We start from the raw sequence: 18,279 nt of genomic DNA, 5'->3' as shown, positions 1-18,279 counted from the left end.
TAACGTAGTATAAATACCAAACATACGCTGCCCTTTGGGTTCTTTCTAGGGACGATTAACTCTTTGTTACCTACATGGATGTAGGTAAGGGGCGTGAGCAGGACGCGGTAGCTTTGCTCGGTTTTTACTTATTCTTACATGGATGTAAGCCATTAGAATAACGCAGGAGCAGTTATCGAGCCCACTAGGTTACAAACCTCGCGCCGTGATTTAATCGCCCCTAGATTGAACAAATTTCAATCCACAAAGGTCAACACTCCCTAGTAAGGATATTAATGTTTTTTTCTAAAAATAAGCAAAATGAGATAGCCTCTTTAAAAGCAGAACTCTATCCGTTACAACAAGTGTGGGAAGGGCTTTACCGAGAGATGTTAGTACTGAACATTCTCTATGATGGCAGAATTTCGCACGCCAATGATAGGTTTTTAGAAAACTTAGGCTACAACGAAGACGATCTTACTAATAACTCTTTTGATGATTTTATTACTGAGTCATCTCGTCAATCTTCAGAATTTAAAAGCCTACAGCAAGCTATAAAAAAAGAAGGACATTGGGGCGGTGCATTACAAATTGCGCGCGGTGATGGTAAAGCTGAATGGTTACGTTTAATAGTACATCCTGTAAAAGGGGAGCAAGATCAGTTGCTCTATTTTTCTATATTCGGGAGTGTGCTTACAAAAACAATTACGGCTTCCCGCGAGCAAAGCGACACTATCAAAGCAATATATCGCTCTATGGCAGTAATTGAATTTGATTTAGAAGGCCATGTTTTAAAAGCAAATGAGCAGTTTTTATCAGCAATGGGTTATCAAGAAAGTGAATTAATAGGAAAACACCATCGCACATTTTGTGAAGCTTCAGAGTATAATTCCCAAGAGTATCAACAGTTTTGGGCTAAATTAAGAGAAGGACAGTTTATAGCGGAGCGCTTTAAGCGTGTTGATAAATACGGCAATGTTGTATGGTTAGAAGCGTCATATAACCCAATCTCAAATGACGTGAATGAGCTTTATAAAGTAATGAAGTTTGCAACAGTTATTACAGAGCAAGTAAATCAAGAAATTGCGATATCACAAGCTGCCGAAATTGCTTATAGCACCTCAACCCAAACGGATAAAAAAGCAGAGCAAGGCGCGAGCGTTATACAAGATACGGTTGCAGTAATGACCGAGCTGGCTATTAACATGGAGCAAGCGGCAAGTGAAATTTCAGCGCTTGATCAGCAGTCGCAACAAATATCGAGTATTGTACAAAGTATTAGTAGTATTGCAGAGCAAACCAATTTGTTAGCATTAAATGCCGCAATTGAAGCGGCTAGGGCTGGAGAGCAAGGTCGAGGTTTTGCTGTTGTTGCAGACGAGGTTCGATTGCTTGCATCGCGTACATCAAAAGCAACAGAAGAAATAGTAGAAGTAGTACAGCGTAACCAATCACAAACCCAAAATACGGTGGCTGTAATAGAAAAAGGTAAAGAAAAAGCAGAGCAAGGTTTAGCACTATCTAAAGAGTCGGGTGATGTGATGCAGGAAATTCAGCAAGGCGCACAAGAAGTTGTAAATGCGATTGGGCAATTTACCAGTGAACTCAAAGCTAACGGCTAGATTAGTTACGTCCTTATTCTAAAGCGGGCACCTTTACAGGTACCCGCTCAACCTAACCCCCCTCAATATTACTCTCGAAACACCCCTGATAATTTTAAATTTAACAATTATTTTTTAATAACCCATTAAATAACAAGTAATAAGTTTCTTCATCCCTATAAATGATAATAAATTGTTGCATTTTTGTTCTTTGTTCCTAATACTGATGAACGCCAAGGCTGACAAGCCCTAGTATGAATACCTTAAATGATAATAAAATATTACGTACACAACATTAAGGAATTGTATGAACAACACTAAGCGCACACACACATTAATTAAACCAAGTCACCTAATTGGTGCTGGGCTTGCTATGCTAATGAGCTTTTCTGCTGCGAGTAAAGACTACAAAATTATATTAATTCACGGGTTACAAACTTCGCAAATAACCAATAAGTCGGGTAGTGATGTAATTAATGACGGTGAAACATATTGGCAATCGTACTGGAATAATCGTGCAGATGAGCGAATTGATTGGCCTGCTTATGAGCGAATTGAAGATAAAATTGCTACCGATTGGGTGTGGCCAAAGTTAAAGCAAATTTCACGCTCTAATTTATGCAGTGATGGCTGTGTATTTGTAACACATTCAACAGGCGACTTAGTTGCACGCCATATTATTGATAACCAAGAAAACTGGTTAGAAAACGCAGGCTTACAGCCGCTTAATATTGTTGCGACGTTTGATTTAGCAGGCGCGGGTGGTGGAAGTGAGCTTGCAGACGTAGCAGTTAGTGCTTTAACTGGCGCATCATGGAACTTTGCGGTCGATGCAGCACTCAAATGGTGGCTAGGGAGCGATGTAACCGAAGCTGTTGGCGTATTACACGATTTAAAAGTGAATAATGCCCGTAAAATATCGCCATTTCCTGATGCACGTACACCTAGATTACGCTTTGTGGCAGATGGTAATGCGTATTTAGGTTTAACAGGTGGATTTTTAAAAGGTAATGATGATTCGGTTGTAGCATCGCACTCTTCATGTGGTGCAAGTTCGGCTGGCTCGTTTGGAAGTTGTAGCAGCAGTATTGATACAGATGGCCATTTAAAATCGCAAGGTGATGCTGTTAGTAGCTTTATGCCAAATCATTATCCAATGATGATGAGTGACAGTTATAGCCATAACGAAATACATAACGCGCAGCGTAAAGGTAATGTCACAATAGCCATGAATAACGTAAATGTTGAAGGTAATAACGTAGGGTTTAATACGTTTGATAAAACTACAGGTAGTTGGTTTTGGAAAAAACAATATCGTTATATTAAGGATTCAAATAATTTAAGTGCATCAGCACTTATTTATAATGTGATTCCATAACATAGAAGGCGTGTAGTTAAAAACTATACGCCTTATAAAAGATTGAAATATAAAAATGAAAAAATTTTATGTCGTTGCTTTAATTATTAGCACTATTTTATTCTCGCTATGGTTGACTGGTAAAAATGATGCTCATAAAGTTGCTGAGCCAATAAAACCACAGATTAAACACAGCGCGAACGCACCTGACTTATCGCCTGTAAAAGTGATCCCTATAGATGTGCCTAAAGCTAAAAAACCACAATTAAAAAAGCAAATTGCGTTTAATGAAGACCTAACAAAAGCAGCGCAGCAAGTGGTGATGCAATACGAGAGTGCACTTAAGTTTCCTCCTTATTCCCAACCTTTAAGTCCTTTAGATGAAGATCGATTAAAGCCAAATCAATTTTATCCTGTGTCGAGCCCCATAGATGAAAGCGGCGATGCTTTAACGGTAAGTCTCAAACAATATCGTTTTGTATATCCAGAAGAAATAACAATAAAGGTAAGCGCTCAAGGGCTTGGTAAAGTGGTCGTTGAACTTGCAAATACTGATACAAAGGAAGTATTAAATACCCACATGGGCAATGCGCGTGACGGTGAGGCAATTATTACATTTAAAGAAGATGAAGATTACCCTCGTAGTTTGCAAGTGTATGTGCAGGGCGATGTTGACGGTAAAAAAGTACCCGTAGTTGCGCAAATTCAATATATGCCACCAAGTGCTACTTTAACAGGTTTTGAAATTGCTTATGCTCAAAATGAAAACATGGTTATGCCAGCTAATTTAACGGTGATAAAAAGTGGTTTGTATCGTGTTAGGGCGAATTTATATAGTGGTGATACACCACTTGCCCATTTGGTATCTAAGGAACGCTTAACACAAGGGAGCCAAACCGTAGACTTAAAAGCTCATTGGTCAGTATTACCTAAGGGCGTTACCGATATGCGCTTAAGTGACTTTGTAATAGAAAGAATGTCGCCAAGCCCAGGTGAGCGTAACAGCTTTGGGAGTAGTGAAATAAGCCATTTTGATATAAACGATTTCTCGTACGACAGTTTACAGCAGTTGCCGTATCAGACTAATGCACAAGAAAAGTTAAGTTTAGAGTTTTTACAAGGCCTAGCTGAGAGTTAAAAAGACAACGTAAGGCTGAATTGGTAAATTTAAGGGGGTTGTACATAAATACAACCCCCTTAAATTTGTTAGCTTAGATATGTTAGCTTAGATTTATAGTAACTACACTTGGCGCTTCTTGTTCATCAAGCTCATTAGTAACAGGCACTTTAGGAATGTCTGGCTTATCAAGAGCTATATCGCCACCATCAATGACTTCACCTGTTTGTAAGTTTTTAAAATCAAACAAATCAGCATCAGCTAAGTGTGAAGGCACGACGTTTTGCATTGCTGTAAAAATACTCTCAATACGACCTGGATGCTCCGCATCCCATTTAGCGAGCATTGTTTTTGTATGTTTACGCTGTAAGTTTTCTTGCGAGCCACATAGGTTACACGGAATGATAGGGTAACCTTGTGCAAATGCGTATTGGCTTATGTCGCTTTCTTTACAGTATGCAAGTGGGCGAATAACCATATGCTCGCCGTTATCACTCATTAATTTAGCCGGCATACTTTTTAGTTTTCCACCGTAAAACATATTTAAAAACAACGTTTCAATCATGTCGTCACGATGGTGGCCAAGGGCTATTTTAGTTGCGCCTAACTCATTTGCTGTGCGGTATAAAATACCACGACGCAGTCGTGAGCAAAGTGAACAGGTTGTTTTACCTTCAGGAATAATGTCAGTAACAATGCTGTAGGTATCTTCTTCTACAATTTTGTATTCTACATTTAATTTATCAAGATACTGGGGTAAAACGTGCTCAGGAAACCCTGGTTGTTTTTGATCTAGGTTTACAACAACGAGATCAAACTTTATAGGTGCTACACGTTTTAAATGTTGAAGCATTTCAAGCATTGTGTAGCTGTCTTTGCCACCTGATAAACACACCATTATACGGTCACCTTCTTCAATCATATTGAAGTCCATAACGGCTTGACCAGTTTGGCGACGTAAACGCTTTTGTAGCTTATTTAAGTTAAATTGAGCTTTAGCTTGATCTGAGTGTGACAATTACGCCCCCTAGTAAAACAATACAGCAAAGTTATTTGCTAAAAATAAAGGGGCGTATTATACCCAAACCACCTGAATATGCGAGTTTAGGATGTAATTAAACACGGTATTTTTAGCAAGTAATATCCAGTTTGTTACTTGCTAAATTTTTAATTAATCTAGTTTCTTTGCCATCGGGCTTACGTAACCATCGGGCTTGAGTGCCAGTACATCGCAGTCAAGGCTATCAATTACATGCTCTGCTGTATTACCTACTAAAGCGGCACTTAAGCCTGTACGACCAACGGTACCAATAACAACTAATTCGCTATTTAACCGCTTAGCTACATCAGGGATTACATCCTCTGGTAGGCCTTCTTCAATAAAACATTGCTCTTGGCTTAAATTAAACTCAGCAGCAAGTGCATTGGTTGATTCAATGTGGTGTTTTTTAACTGATTCGTTATAAAGTCCAGGGTTAAACTCAGGAATTTCAATTGCTATATTTATGGGCGTTGCAGGATAAGCATTAACTAAATTAAGTTTTGCGTTGGCAAGTTCACATAAAAATTGTGCGTCTTTAATTACCCGTTTATTAAGTGCTACATGTTCTTCGTTTTCACTAACCGCATTCACAGCAGCTAAAATATTACCGTTTTCTGGCCATGCCATTTCTTTAACAAACAACACCGGGGCAGGGCATTTTCGTACTAAATGCCAGTCGGTAGGGGTGAAAATAACGGATTTAAGTGCACCATGTTGATGTGTGCCTTTAATTACTAAGTCGTACTTTTGATCAATTACAGTATCGATTATGGCTTCATAAGGACGGTTATGCCAAACCACTTGGGTGTCAATATCTATATCTTTGTAAGGTGAAACCAAATCGTTAAGCCATAGCTGGCGATCTTTTAGTACGGCATCACGCATTGCTTCGCGTTCATCGCCAGATAGCATCGTTGTCATTTCATAAGAGAAGTCGTAAACCGTCATAAAGGCGGTAATACTTGCGCCAGATTTTTTGGCTAAGTCTATTGAACGTGATAAACCGTGTTGATCGTCTTTGGTAGGGTCAATAACCGCAATAATGCGTTTAATAGTGTTCATATGCTACTCCATTTGCCTAACGGGTGTACAATTAGTGTAACGCAAATATAAAACAGTTAAAGGGGTAGCATATAAATTGTTGTTCTAAATCAAACTATTTAATTTAGCGAGGCTTAACGATTGCTGCCGTTTTAGCTAAGGCATCATTATCTAAAATTGTAATAAATTTACCTTCTACTTTAATTAAGTCGGCTTTTTGAAAACGGCTTAATAAACGGCTAATGGTCTCTACGGTAAGGCCTAAGTAGTTACCTATTTCACCGCGAGTCATGGTAAATCTAAATTCTTTGCGTGAAAAACCACGCTCGCCAAAACGCTCTGATAAGTTATAAATAAAACTAGCTAAGCGTTCTTCTGCTGATTTTTTATTGAGTAATAACAGCATTTCTTGATCGTATGTAATTTCGCTGCTCATCAAGCGCATTATTTGTTGACGAAGTTTTGGTAATTTACCAGCAAGTTCGTCAAGGGTATCGAATGGTATTTCGCACACCATTGACGTTTCAAGTGCTTGTGAAAAACTCTGGTGCGCCATTTTGCTTATTGCGTCAAAGCCTACTAAGTCACCCGCTAAATGAAACCCGGTTATTTGCTCATCACCTTGCTCTGATAATGTGTACGATTTAAATGAGCCAGAGCGTACAGCATAAATAGCCTGTAAAGGCGCGCCTGATTCAAATAGATAATCGCCTTTATGGAGTGGTTTTTTTCGCTCAATAATTTCGTCTAGCTTATCCATTTCTTGGCCATTGAGTGAAAATGGCAAGCACAATTGACTAATACTGCAGTTATTACAGCTAATAGCACAATTACTTTTAGCGCGACTTTGAGAGAAATCCATAATTTAATCCGTTTAAATTTTTATACACACGACTGCAAAATAACCATAAAAGGTTAATACTGCGAATAGGTTATTGTATCAGCTTGTCAGTTGCAATTATCAATAAGTAGATACCATACCAGATTATAACACTGCCCAATCCAATTCGGGTCCAAGGGTGGTTAATAATACTATTTAGTTTTTGTGCGGTAACGCCTAACGTGATCATTGCGGGGAAAGTACCCAAAGCAAAACAAAGCATCACTAAAGCACCGTCTAGAGCACTTGGGCTAGTCATCGCCCATGTAAGTGCTGAGTAAACAAGTCCACATGGAAGCCATCCCCACAAAGCACCGTAACCTAGAGCTTTAAAAGGCGAGTTAATAGGCATTAAGTATTTATTTAGCTTAACAATGTGTTGCCACACTAAGGTTTTACCAATTTTTTCTAACCATTGCAACGTAGGGCCTAAGCGCATTATATACACGCCGACTAGGAGCATAAAAATAGCTGCAATGAATGAAAGTGCTAAAGAAAAAGATGTGTTTTGCCTAGCAAATTGGCTGCTAATACCAGCAACAAGTGCACCTGCTACCATGTAGCTCAGTGCACGCCCGGTATTATAGGCAAATGAATAGGTAAATGTTTTGCGTTTATCACTTGCCAGTTGTAATGAGCTTGCAATACCGCCACACATGGCAATGCAATGACCGCTACCTATTAGTCCCATTAAAAATGCGCTGGTGTAAAGAGGATCAATCATTACTTTTGTTATGTTGCTCTTTGTCATCTTCAAACAAAATACTATGACCTTGCTTATTTAAATCAGAAAACTGCTCACTCTTTACGGCCCAAAAGAAAACGCCTATAGCAATAATGACAAACAAAATGGCAATGGGGATCAAAATGTAAATTATGCTCATAACTTTAATAGCCTTAGTGAATTACTAATCACAATAATTGAGCTGGCAGACATGCCAATAACAGCCATCCACGGAGCAACTAAGCCCAGTGCTGCCAATGGTAATATGGACGCATTATACAATAAAGACAGCGCAAGGTTTTGCTTAATAATTCGTCTGGTTTGTTTTGCCACATTGAGTAAATGATCAATTGACGCTAAATCGCTATTAAGGAGCACTACATCGGCGCTATTTTTTGATATGTCAGCACCGGTTTCCATTGCAATGGATAAATGCGCACTGGCAAATACAGGGCTGTCGTTTACGCCATCGCCGACCATTGCTACAACTTCGTTTTGTGACGCCCATTGTTCAACGGCTGTTTGTTTATCTTGTGGCGAACACCCAGATTGCACACTTTCAAGGTTGAGTTGTTTAGCTACTTTTTGCCCAGCATCTGATGCGTCACCGGTTAACATATGGCACGTTAAATTTTGCGATTGAAGTGAGCCTATAAGCTTTTTAGCATCGTTTTTTACTTTATCAATAAAGTAAAAACGTGCAACAACCTGCTTATTTATATACAAGCTAGCTTGTGCATTTGATTTTTTGCTATCAAACCAACCACTTTTACCAATTGCATAATGATTAGTTGCATCTTGTGCGCTAATTCCCAGACCTGGATGCACTTCAACGTTATTAATATTGTGGTGAGCAGGAGTAATTTCATCAAATGCGCTGGCGATAGGGTGTTCAGAATAACGCTCTAACATAGCTGCTATATCTAGCACTTGCGCTTTTGTGTATTGCTTATCGAGTATATCTACTTCATCTAGGCTAAATTTACCTTGAGTAAGTGTGCCTGTTTTATCAAACGCAAATAACGTAATTTGTGAGAGTGTTTCGAGCACATGCGCTTGTTTTATTAATACGCCTTTACGGGTCAAGGTTGCAACCGCGCATGTAAGTGCGGTTGGTATGGCTAAACTCAGGGCACATGGGCAGGTAGCAACTAAAACCGAAATGGTGATCCAAAATGCGTGTTCAGGGTCAATTTGGTACCAGCCAATAGCTGTAAGTGAAGCAAATATAAGCAGGCACGCTATAAACCATTGCGCAACTTTATCTGTAATTTCAACCAGTTTAGGGCGTTTAGTTAATGCGTTGTGTTGCAAACGTATGATTTGATTTAAAAGCGTATTTTGGCCAATTTTATTAATTTTTATTTCAATAACGCCGTCGTGGTTAACGCAACCGGCGTAGACATTGTGGCCGATAAATTTTGTAACGGGTTGGTGTTCGCCCGTCATCATTGATTCATCAACCGTAGTTTTACCCTTAATAAGCTCGCCGTCGGCAGGGATCGTTTCACCCGCTTTAATGAGTACTACGTTATTAAGTTTTAGTTTTTTGGCTGCAATTATAAGTTCTTCACCACTGTCGTTAATGGTGCGGGCTGTTAATGGCAATAATTTTTGTAAGTTGGCAGTAAATTCGCTCGCTTTTAAACGCGCTCTAAATTCAAGATACTTACCTAATAAAAGTAAAAAGGTAAACATGCACACAGATTCAAAATATACTTCGCCGACTTGCATAAATGTGGCGTAACAACTTGCGCCAAACGCACCAAAAATAGCCAGCGATACGGGCAAGTCCATATTGAGCTGTTTTGCTTTTAAGCCATTTATGGCGTTGGTTAAAAAAGGCAGTGCGCTATATAAAATAACCGGAGAGGCAAGTACTAAGCTGATCCATCTAAAATACTGCTCAAAATTACTATCCATGCCTGAAAACATGCCAAAGTACATGGCAAACGCAAACATCATAACTTGCATGGTCATTAAGCCTGCAACACCTAAGCGGCGAATATAGGCTTTGGCAGTTTGTTGCTTTTGTTGAGCTTCAATATCTGATTGAAATGGGTAGGCTTTATAACCAATTTTGGCTAAGGAAGTAATAATTTCACTCAATGGGGTGCTGGTTTTATCCCATTGGATCATCGCGCGGTTGGTGGAAGTATTTACATCAACCCGTTTTACAGTCTTTAAGTTTAAGAGTTGTTTTTCGATAAGCCACGCACACGCTGCGCAGGTTATACCTTCAACACTCAACAATACCTCTGAGATATTATCGTTAGTGGCTATAAATTCGTCTTGAATGTCTTCATTGTCATAACTTTTTATAAATGCGAGTTGCTCAGGTACCAGTTGCTCAACTTTGCCTGCGCGAACAGTTCGGTATTTATAATAATCAGTCATACCTTGATCAACAATATTTTGTGCAACTGCTTGGCAGCCAATGCAACACATTGGCTGGGCTATATCGTCAATTATAACGTTTGCGCTAAATCCGTTTGGCACACTTTCAAGGCAATGAAAGCAAGAGAGAGACATAGTGATGATTACTTATAGTTAGGAGTAACTAAAACGGTTTCAGCCGTCGGTAGAACAATGTTTTCTTTTAGTTTCCAGCTGCCATCAATTGGCTCAATAAATACAGAATATGCACCTGGCGTATACTTATCAAGTAATGCAGTAAATTCTTGATTGGCATTAGGCGTAAGTGTGGCCTCAAAGTCATGCGCTTTAATAGTACGGTGGTAAAACGAAAGTTTTAAAACATGTACATTGCTACTGTCACCTTTTGTAAACTTAAAGCTTACACGCTCGTTGGTTACATTTAATTCGCCATGTAAGTAAAGTGCTTTTGCTTTTTCAAACTTAGTCAGTTCTAAGTTTATTGCTTTGCCTTTTTTGTAGTAGTCGTCAACAACCATATCTGGGCCGTTACCTATTGCCGTAATAAATAAGCTAATACAGCCAATAATGGCAACTAACGGAAAAAAGATTAAAAACCAAGGCCAAAAATTTTTATACCACGGAGTAGGTTGCATAGTGTCTCTAAAGTTAGTTTAGGAAGTGTTATTTTATAGGAATTATACGTAAAAGACTAAAAAAAAGCCTCACAGTGGAGGCTTTTTTGATCTGGATTAATCTATTGAATTAAATAAATTAATTTATAAACATTTTATTAACCGCGTGCTTATTTATCTTGCGATAAACTGTAAACGTAGGCTGTTAATAAGTGAATCTTATCTTCACCTAAAATGTCTTTCCAAGCAGGCATTACACCAGCACGGCCGTGGTTAAGCGTTTCTTCAACAGCACGTTGAGAACCACCGTATAACCAAATGTTATCAGTCAGGTTAGGCGCGCCAAATGGTAGGTTATGTGCAACCGACCCTTTACCGTCAGCACCGTGACATGCAGCACACATAGCAAACTTAGCTTTACCTGCGGCTGCATCTTTTTGGTTAACAGTACGACCAGAAAGGCTCAGCACATGTGCTGTCATTTCTTTAACGCCTTGCTCACCAAGAGCATCGCCCCAAGCTGGCATTGCAGCTATACGACCATTAAGCAGTGTTTCTCTAATTTTGTCTGGTGTACCGCCATATAACCAATCTTTATCAGTTAGGTTAGGGAAGCCTGTTCCACCACGTGCATCAGAGCCGTGACATTGCGCACAGTTTTGTGAGAATAAACGCTGACCAATTTCGATGGCTAATTGACCATCTGTTTGTTCATGTTTGTCACCATTTTCAAGAGCAACTTGCTGCGCTGCGTCACCTTCAAACTTAGAATTAACTAAATCTAAAACCGGCACTTGTGCAAGTCGATTAAAAATAGGACCAAAGCGTTCTTCTGCAGCTTCATACTCTTTATCAAGTTTAACAAAGCGACCTTCTGCTTTTGCATCTGCAACTGCTTTTTTAGATTCAGCTAAAGACGTAATACCTTGATTAGAGCTAGTCCATTTACCTAAACCTTCCCAGTTGCCTAAACCTGGGTAAGCTGCAAGATAATATACTGACCAAATAAAAGTTGCGAAAAACATGTAAGTCCACCATTTTGGTAGTGGATTATTTAGCTCTTCAATGCCGTCAAATTCATGTCCACAGCTTTCACCTTCTTTTACGCCAGCATAGTTTTTTAAGTTCCAAACTAATAGGCCAAAGATGATGCATAAGCATGCAAGGGTTAATACAATAACCCAAATACTCCAAAAGCTAGTCATTTTTCAGACTCCTTTTCCTCGTTAGAGAGTGTGTTGTTATGTTTTTTTTCATCTTCGAAAATGGCATTAGCAGCGCTATCAAAACGATTTTTGCTACGCTTGCTGTATGCCCATACAACAATCACAATAAACAATACTAAAATTACCAGAGTCAAAATGCCTCTGTATGTTCCGTAATCCATAATAATTTACTTCAAGTGGGTACCAAGTTGCTGTAAATACGCGATTAGAGCTTGGATTTCTGTTGCGCCTTCGCCGTTATTCATAGCGTTAACTTTTTCAACATCAGCTTTAAGTTCTTCGTCGCTGCCATAACCTAGGCCCGGGTGTTTAGGGTTTTCTGGGTTAATAGCAAAAGTATCACGGAAAATTTGTAGTTTTTTCAGAGTCAGGCTTGTATCTACCTTATCCTCTGCTAACCAAGGAAAACCTGGCATATTCGACTCAGGAACCACAGCACGTGGGTCAACTAAGTGAGCATAATGCCAGTCGTCCGAGTAACGTTTACCAACGCGAGCAAGGTCAGGACCAGTACGTTTTGAACCCCATTGGAAAGGGTGATCCCATACTGATTCGCCCGCTACAGAGTAGTGACCGTAACGCTCAACTTCATCACGAAAAGGGCGGATCATTTGTGAGTGACAGTTATAACAACCTTCACGTACATATATGTCACGGCCTTCCATTTCTAAAGCATTAAGAGGGCGTAGGCCTTCTACTGGTTTAGTTGTGTCGTCTTGGAACATTAGCGGAGTAATTTCAACTAATGCACCAAAGCTGATAGCAAAAACAGTCAGAATAGCCATAAGGCCAACGTTCTTTTCTACTATTTCATGTTTGTTTTGTGAATTTTTATTGCTCATCATCTCACTCCGTTATGCTAATTGTGCTTGCGCGTCTAACTTCAGAGATTCTTTCTCAGCTGAAATTGTACGGAAAACGTTATAAGCCATAACTAACATGCCTGTTACGATGAATACACCGCCTACAAAACGCATAATGTAGAAAGGATGTGACGCTTCTAAAGACTGCACAAAGCTGTACATTAATGTACCGTCGGCATTTACCGCACGCCACATTAGACCTTGCATTACACCAGAGATCCACATTGCAACAATGTATAAAACAACACCTACAGTGTGTAACCAGAAGTGGGTGTTAACCAATTTAACGCTATACATACGACCTTGCGCAAATAACGCAGGAATTAAGTGGTAAATAGCACCAATTGAAATCATAGCAACCCAACCTAGTGCACCTGAGTGTACGTGGCCGATTGTCCAATCTGTGTAGTGAGATAACGCATTTACAGATTTAATTGCCATCATAGGGCCTTCGAACGTAGACATACCGTAGAAAGACAATGAAACAACTAAGAAGCGTAGTACTGGATCAGTACGCAGTTTATGCCATGCGCCTGATAGGGTCATAATACCGTTAATCATACCACCCCAAGACGGTACGAATAGGATAATAGACATAACCATACCTAAACTTTGCGTCCAATCAGGAAGCGCAGTGTAGTGAAGGTGGTGAGGACCTGCCCAGATGTATAATGAAATTAATGCCCAAAAGTGAACTACCGATAAACGGTATGAGTAAACTGGGCGACCTGCTTGTTTTGGTACAAAGTAATACATCATACCCAAGAAACCTGCAGTTAATAGGAAACCTACAGCGTTATGACCGTACCACCACTGAACCATAGCATCTACTGCGCCTGCGTAGATTGAGTATGATTTAGTTAACGACACAGGCACTGCCATGCTGTTTACAATGTGTAGTACTGCAACAGTAATAATAAAACCAGCATAGAACCAGTTAGCAACATAAATGTGCGACACTTTACGCTTGATTAAAGTACCAAAGAATACAATAGCGTAAACAATCCAAACCACAGCGATTAAAATATCGATTGGCCATTCAAGTTCTGCGTATTCTTTTGAGCTAGTAATACCAAGTGGTAATGTAATTACTGCTAATACAATAACTAGCTGCCAGCCCCAAAATGAAAAGGCGGCGAGTTTGTCTGAGAAAAGACGCGTTTGACAAGTACGTTGTACGACGTAATAAGACGTCGCAAACAGTGCACTAGTACCAAATGCGAAAATTACTGCGTTCGTGTGTAACGGACGTAGTCGAGAGTAAGTTAACCATGGTGTATCAAAGTTAAGTGCTGGCCAAGCTAATTGGGCAGCAATCAGAACCCCAATACTCATGCCAACGATGCCCCAAATCACTGTCATAATAGCGAATTGGCGTACAACCTTATAGTTATACTCAGTTTGTGATGCTACTGTTTGGCTCATTTTCTGGCTTCCGCTGCAATAAATGCGTTTAGAAATGAATTACCCACTATTAAAAGTGGGGCCTACTATTTTCCTCAAGCGTCTTACCTAAAACTTTCAATACATGAAAACTTCAGAAAAAAAACTTGAGAAACCCTTATTTTTTGCGGGTGAAATGATAAATTTTTTGGCCTAAAAAAGATAGGTCAATTACATAAAATTATGACATCAATCAAACTTTGTGAGCTTGTTGTTTATTTTTTGATACAGTTTGTGCCTAATTTGGCCTAATAGTAACACTCGCACTTGTTATTTACAGTCACGATTATTAGTATTTGCTTTTCTTTAGTGCGAAATTGTTATGCTTATATATAGGTTAAGTTTATTCACTGTGGTGTTTTTTTTATTAACAGCGTGTGATTTTTCTAAAAATACAGATGAAAAATTTCTTAAAAATGCCCAGTGCGAAGCCAATTTGCCTTGTACTTTTTCAAATGATGTTAAAGTATGGTTAAGCGAGAAAACCCTTTCCCCCGAAACCCCATTTACTATCTTTAGTGACTTACCTGCAAACGTTACAATTGAAGATGCCAAGCTTAAAGGCATCACTATGTACATGGGTTACATTCCCCAAAAATTTAAAAAACATAATGATCTTTGGCAAAGTAATACTATGGTTGGTATTTGTTCAGAGCAAAATATGCTTTGGAATTTAGAACTAACCGTTAAAGATAATGCCACCTCTGTAATACAAACACTCAATTACTCTTTTTACGTAACGTATTAAAGTCGCGACTACAAGCTCTTGTATACAGCTTACATTTTTTATGTGAGTTCGTTTTCTTATACATACGATTATTTGAGTGACAAGATCAATAAAATTGCCTTTTTAGGTTTTAATACTGACAAAACTTCAATAGTGAATAAGTGCTCTCTAAAAGTTCAACTTTAATTACGACTGAATAAAAAATCTAATCAAAAAACCTTCCAAAGGGGCTAAATAAGACTATTTAAGCACCAAGTATGCATAAATATGGTTATTAATTAACATTTAGTTTTGCGGTTTTAATAATGTGCTGTGATTAAGTTGTTAATTTGTCTGTTTTTGGTACGTAGCTCAGTTAATTACATTTGATTACAAAGTGAATCACTTTGGTTTCAGGTGTGTTTCTAATGTTTCCTTATTTTTTCAAGGCATTGTTTTTAAAGTGTATTTATTAATTAACACTGAAACATAATGTAACCTATGTACCTACTATAGTTATTCCATTTTATTTCTTGATATAAATTGAGCTGTCGTTAAGTTTTCGTTCAGTTAAAAGCGCCTAAGTTGCCCACCTGACTCACTATTCTAATAAAAAGTGAGCATTACCAATAAAGGTAAATTTCCAACAAGTAGGGTTCTTTCATGAAAAAATCAACTCTTGGTTTAGCTGTAATCGCAGCATTTCCAATGTTCTCAAGTGTGCAAGTTCTTGCTGCTGAAGACTCAGCACAAGCAATCGAAAAAATTCAAGTAACGGGTTCTCGCATTAAGCGCGCAGATATGGAAACCGCTAGCCCAGTTACTATTATCGGTGCTGATGATATTGCTGCTTCAGGCGCAGTATCAGTAGATTCTGTACTACAAAAAATGACCGCTACAGGCGGCGCAATGACAAACCCAGGTATCAATAATGGTTCTGGTGGTAATGCATCAATTGATTTACGTGGTTTAGGTTCACAACGTACTTTAGTACTTGTAAACGGCCGCCGTATGATCAACTCAGGTACAGGCGCAGCTTCTACAGTTGATTTAAATACTATCCCAGTATCTATGATCAAGCATATTGAAGTACTTAAAGATGGCGCATCTGCTGTTTATGGTACTGATGCTGTTGCGGGTGTTGTAAATATTATCTTAAAAGATAACTTTGAAGGCCTAGACCTTAATGTTAAATCAGCAATCACTACTGAAGGTGACGCAGATGAAACGTCTTTTGATATTACAATGGGTGGTAACTTCGGTCGTGGTAACGTTGTAATCGGTTTGCAGTACACAGACCGTGGCGATGCTTCTCAGGCTGATCGTAGCTTTTCTGATTGTCCATTAACTGAAGATGGCGATGGCAGTGCTCCGTACTGTTCTGGTTCTTCTTATACTCCTAATGGCCATGTTTGGTCAGGTGATGAATCTTTACAAGGTCAAGCTGATAATGGTTGGCACGACTTTGGTACTAGTGATGCTTACAACTATTCGCAATCTAGCTACTTATACACGCCAATGCGTCGTTTAAACCTTACAGGTATTGGTAGTTTTGATTTAACTGATGACACGCGTTTATACTCTGAATTTACATACTCAAAACGTTGGTCAGAGCAGCAATTAGCACCTCAACCAGTATGGTTCGACTTTGACTACGCTGAGTGGATGGGTGATTCTTTAATCGACCAAAATATTAATTACGGTGATGAAGTTTCTTACGGCCGTCGTATGGTTGACACTGGTACACGTGATTCATCTCAAGTAGTTGATACAGTTCGTTCTGTTATCGGTGCTGCAGGTTATTTAGATAACGGTTTAGAGTGGGATACATCAGTAATTTTTGGTCGTAATGACTCAGTAGATCGCTTAAGCAACCTTCACAATATGGGTTCAATTCAAAGCGAAATTGAAGCTGGTAACTTTAACCCACTTTCACAAGCTTCATGGTCAAGCAGTAGCTTTAGTGATTATGTTTACACTGAGCAAAACTCAGGCGGCAGTCAATTATTTATGATTACAGCTGCGCTTTCTGGTGAGTTAATGGAAGTACCTGCGGGCTTTGTAGGTTTTGCTGCAGGTCTTGAACGCCGTGAAGAAAAAGCGTGGTACACACCAGATTCGATCACTTCACAAGGCCTTGCAAATGACCCACGCGTTGATGCAACAAGCGGTCGTTTTGATGTAAACGAAGCATACCTTGAGCTGGCTATTCCTTTAGTTGCAGATGCTTATCTTGCACAAAATGTAGAATTAAGCGCTGCGATCCGTGCTTTTGATTACAGTACATTTGGTTCTGATGAAACGTGGAAACTTGGTTTAACTTGGCGTGTAAACGACGAATTAATGCTTCGTGGTGTTCGTTCTACAGCTTTCCGTGCTCCTACAGTTGCTGAGCTATACTCAGGTGATTCTCCATCTTATGAGCAAGTTAGCTTCACCGGTGCACAAGATCAGGCTGAAGTAACCGTTGGTGGTAATGACCAATTAACACCTGAATTAGCTGATACAGTTACCGTTGGTGTAGTTTACGAACCAGAATGGTTTGAAGGTTTCTCAATGACGTTAGATTACTACGACATTGAAATCGAAAACGCTATTGCTACAGTAAACAACCAATACATTGTTGATTCATGTCTTGCAACAGATGGCTCTTTAGCGAATCAATCAACAGCACTTTGTAGTTCAGCAAATATCGATTTTAACCAAAGCACAGGTCGTATCGCGTTTAATAACCAACTACAAAACGTAGGTTATGAGCAAACAAAAGGTTATGACTTAAACTTAAATTACAAATTTGATTTAGCTGGCCTTGCTTGGAATACGTCACTAGATGTTACTTACCTTGACGAGTACACTGTTGATGTTATTGAATCAAGCATTGATTACGCTGGTTTAATTACTTCTGGTATAGGTGGTTATGCTGACGTAAAAGCAAACTTTGAGCTAGATGTTAAAGGTGATGCTTGGTCTGCTAACTACAAAGCACGTTACATTGCAGGAATGGATAGCTACAGCTGTTTAGGTAAAGAATCTACATGTTATGCACCAACAACACCATCTGTTGTTTACCATGATGTGAGCGGTTCTTACTTTATCAGTGACATGGTTTCGTTAACTGCAGGTGTAAATAACTTATTCGATAAGCAACCACCATACTACTCAGGTAACAACGATTCTAATACTGACCCGTACACATATGATGTACTTGGCCGTCGTGTATTTGCTGGTGTAAACGTTAAATTTTAACTAGCACATTAATCTTATTAAGGCTCAGTATTTACTGAGCCTT

Annotated in this window: 16 protein-coding genes; 5 read left to right on the top strand and 11 right to left on the bottom strand. The window is 39.1% G+C overall.

Annotation, left to right across the window (positions count from 1 at the left end):
• Positions 1-275: 275 nt before the first annotated feature.
• The 3 genes from H5122_RS20285 (at position 276) to H5122_RS05080 (ending at position 4,075) form a co-directional block, all read left to right on the top strand.
• A complete protein-coding gene (locus tag H5122_RS20285; protein ID WP_182682640.1) occupies positions 276-1,601 on the top strand; it encodes a PAS domain-containing methyl-accepting chemotaxis protein in 1,326 nt (441 codons plus the stop codon).
• 286 nt (positions 1,602-1,887) lie between these two features.
• Positions 1,888-2,958, top strand: coding sequence for a hypothetical protein (locus tag H5122_RS05085; protein WP_002963298.1), 1,071 nt, complete (start codon positions 1,888-1,890; stop codon positions 2,956-2,958).
• 55 nt (positions 2,959-3,013) lie between these two features.
• Positions 3,014-4,075: a hypothetical protein gene (locus tag H5122_RS05080; RefSeq protein WP_182682641.1), complete on the top strand. Its 1,062-nt coding sequence runs from the start codon at positions 3,014-3,016 to the stop codon at positions 4,073-4,075.
• Between the two features lie 82 nt (positions 4,076-4,157).
• On the opposite strand, the gene ttcA is transcribed toward H5122_RS05080, so the two are convergent.
• The 11 genes from ttcA to ccoN form a co-directional block, all read right to left on the bottom strand.
• Positions 4,158-5,072, bottom strand: coding sequence for a tRNA 2-thiocytidine(32) synthetase TtcA (ttcA, locus tag H5122_RS05075; protein WP_182682642.1), 915 nt, complete (start codon positions 5,070-5,072; stop codon positions 4,158-4,160).
• 153 nt (positions 5,073-5,225) lie between these two features.
• The gene (gene uspE / locus H5122_RS05070) at positions 5,226-6,158 is read right to left on the bottom strand and encodes a universal stress protein UspE (protein ID WP_165743043.1); all 933 of its coding nucleotides are present in this window, start codon (positions 6,156-6,158) and stop codon (positions 5,226-5,228) included.
• A 103-nt stretch (positions 6,159-6,261) separates the two neighbouring features.
• Positions 6,262-6,999: an FNR family transcription factor gene (locus tag H5122_RS05065; RefSeq protein WP_182682643.1), complete on the bottom strand. Its 738-nt coding sequence runs from the start codon at positions 6,997-6,999 to the stop codon at positions 6,262-6,264.
• Between the two features lie 70 nt (positions 7,000-7,069).
• Positions 7,070-7,741 carry a sulfite exporter TauE/SafE family protein gene (locus H5122_RS05060; protein ID WP_182682644.1) on the bottom strand — a complete coding sequence of 224 codons (672 nt, stop codon included), beginning with the start codon at positions 7,739-7,741 and terminating at the stop codon, positions 7,070-7,072.
• Entirely contained in the window at positions 7,734-7,901 is a 168-nt protein-coding gene (gene ccoS, locus H5122_RS05055; protein ID WP_002963071.1) for a cbb3-type cytochrome oxidase assembly protein CcoS, read from the bottom strand. The genes H5122_RS05060 and ccoS overlap by 8 nt, the downstream gene beginning before the upstream one ends.
• Complete coding sequence (locus H5122_RS05050) at positions 7,898-10,273, bottom strand: heavy metal translocating P-type ATPase (protein WP_182682645.1); 2,376 nt, start codon at positions 10,271-10,273, stop codon at positions 7,898-7,900. The genes ccoS and H5122_RS05050 overlap by 4 nt, the downstream gene beginning before the upstream one ends.
• Before the next feature lie 8 nt (positions 10,274-10,281).
• Entirely contained in the window at positions 10,282-10,773 is a 492-nt protein-coding gene (locus tag H5122_RS05045; protein ID WP_002963075.1) for a FixH family protein, read from the bottom strand.
• Between the two features lie 149 nt (positions 10,774-10,922).
• A complete protein-coding gene (ccoP, locus tag H5122_RS05040; protein WP_182682646.1) occupies positions 10,923-11,957 on the bottom strand; it encodes a cytochrome-c oxidase, cbb3-type subunit III in 1,035 nt (344 codons plus the stop codon).
• Entirely contained in the window at positions 11,954-12,139 is a 186-nt protein-coding gene (locus H5122_RS05035) for a CcoQ/FixQ family Cbb3-type cytochrome c oxidase assembly chaperone (protein ID WP_024597380.1), read from the bottom strand. The genes ccoP and H5122_RS05035 overlap by 4 nt, the downstream gene beginning before the upstream one ends.
• A 6-nt stretch (positions 12,140-12,145) precedes the next feature.
• Positions 12,146-12,820 (bottom strand): cytochrome-c oxidase, cbb3-type subunit II, encoded by a 675-nt coding sequence (ccoO, locus tag H5122_RS05030; RefSeq protein WP_024597379.1) that lies wholly within the window; start codon positions 12,818-12,820, stop codon positions 12,146-12,148.
• 12 nt (positions 12,821-12,832) lie between these two features.
• Positions 12,833-14,266, bottom strand: coding sequence for a cytochrome-c oxidase, cbb3-type subunit I (ccoN, locus tag H5122_RS05025; protein ID WP_002961515.1), 1,434 nt, complete (start codon positions 14,264-14,266; stop codon positions 12,833-12,835).
• 340 nt (positions 14,267-14,606) lie between these two features.
• On the opposite strand from ccoN, the gene H5122_RS05020 reads away from it, so the two are divergent.
• On the top strand, positions 14,607-15,032 hold the full coding sequence (locus H5122_RS05020; protein ID WP_039490088.1) for a hypothetical protein: 426 nt from the start codon (positions 14,607-14,609) through the stop codon (positions 15,030-15,032).
• A gap of 621 nt (positions 15,033-15,653) precedes the next feature.
• Complete coding sequence (locus H5122_RS05015; protein ID WP_182671753.1) at positions 15,654-18,236, top strand: TonB-dependent receptor; 2,583 nt, start codon at positions 15,654-15,656, stop codon at positions 18,234-18,236.
• Positions 18,237-18,279 lie beyond the last annotated feature (43 nt).

Origin of the sequence: Pseudoalteromonas sp. SG43-8, assembly GCF_014164245.1 — a bacterium.
GTDB classification, from domain to species: Bacteria; Pseudomonadota; Gammaproteobacteria; order Enterobacterales; family Alteromonadaceae; genus Pseudoalteromonas; species Pseudoalteromonas distincta.
The sequence above is the reverse complement of the archived record's forward strand: the minus strand, read 5'-3'. Positions and strand labels throughout refer to the sequence as shown.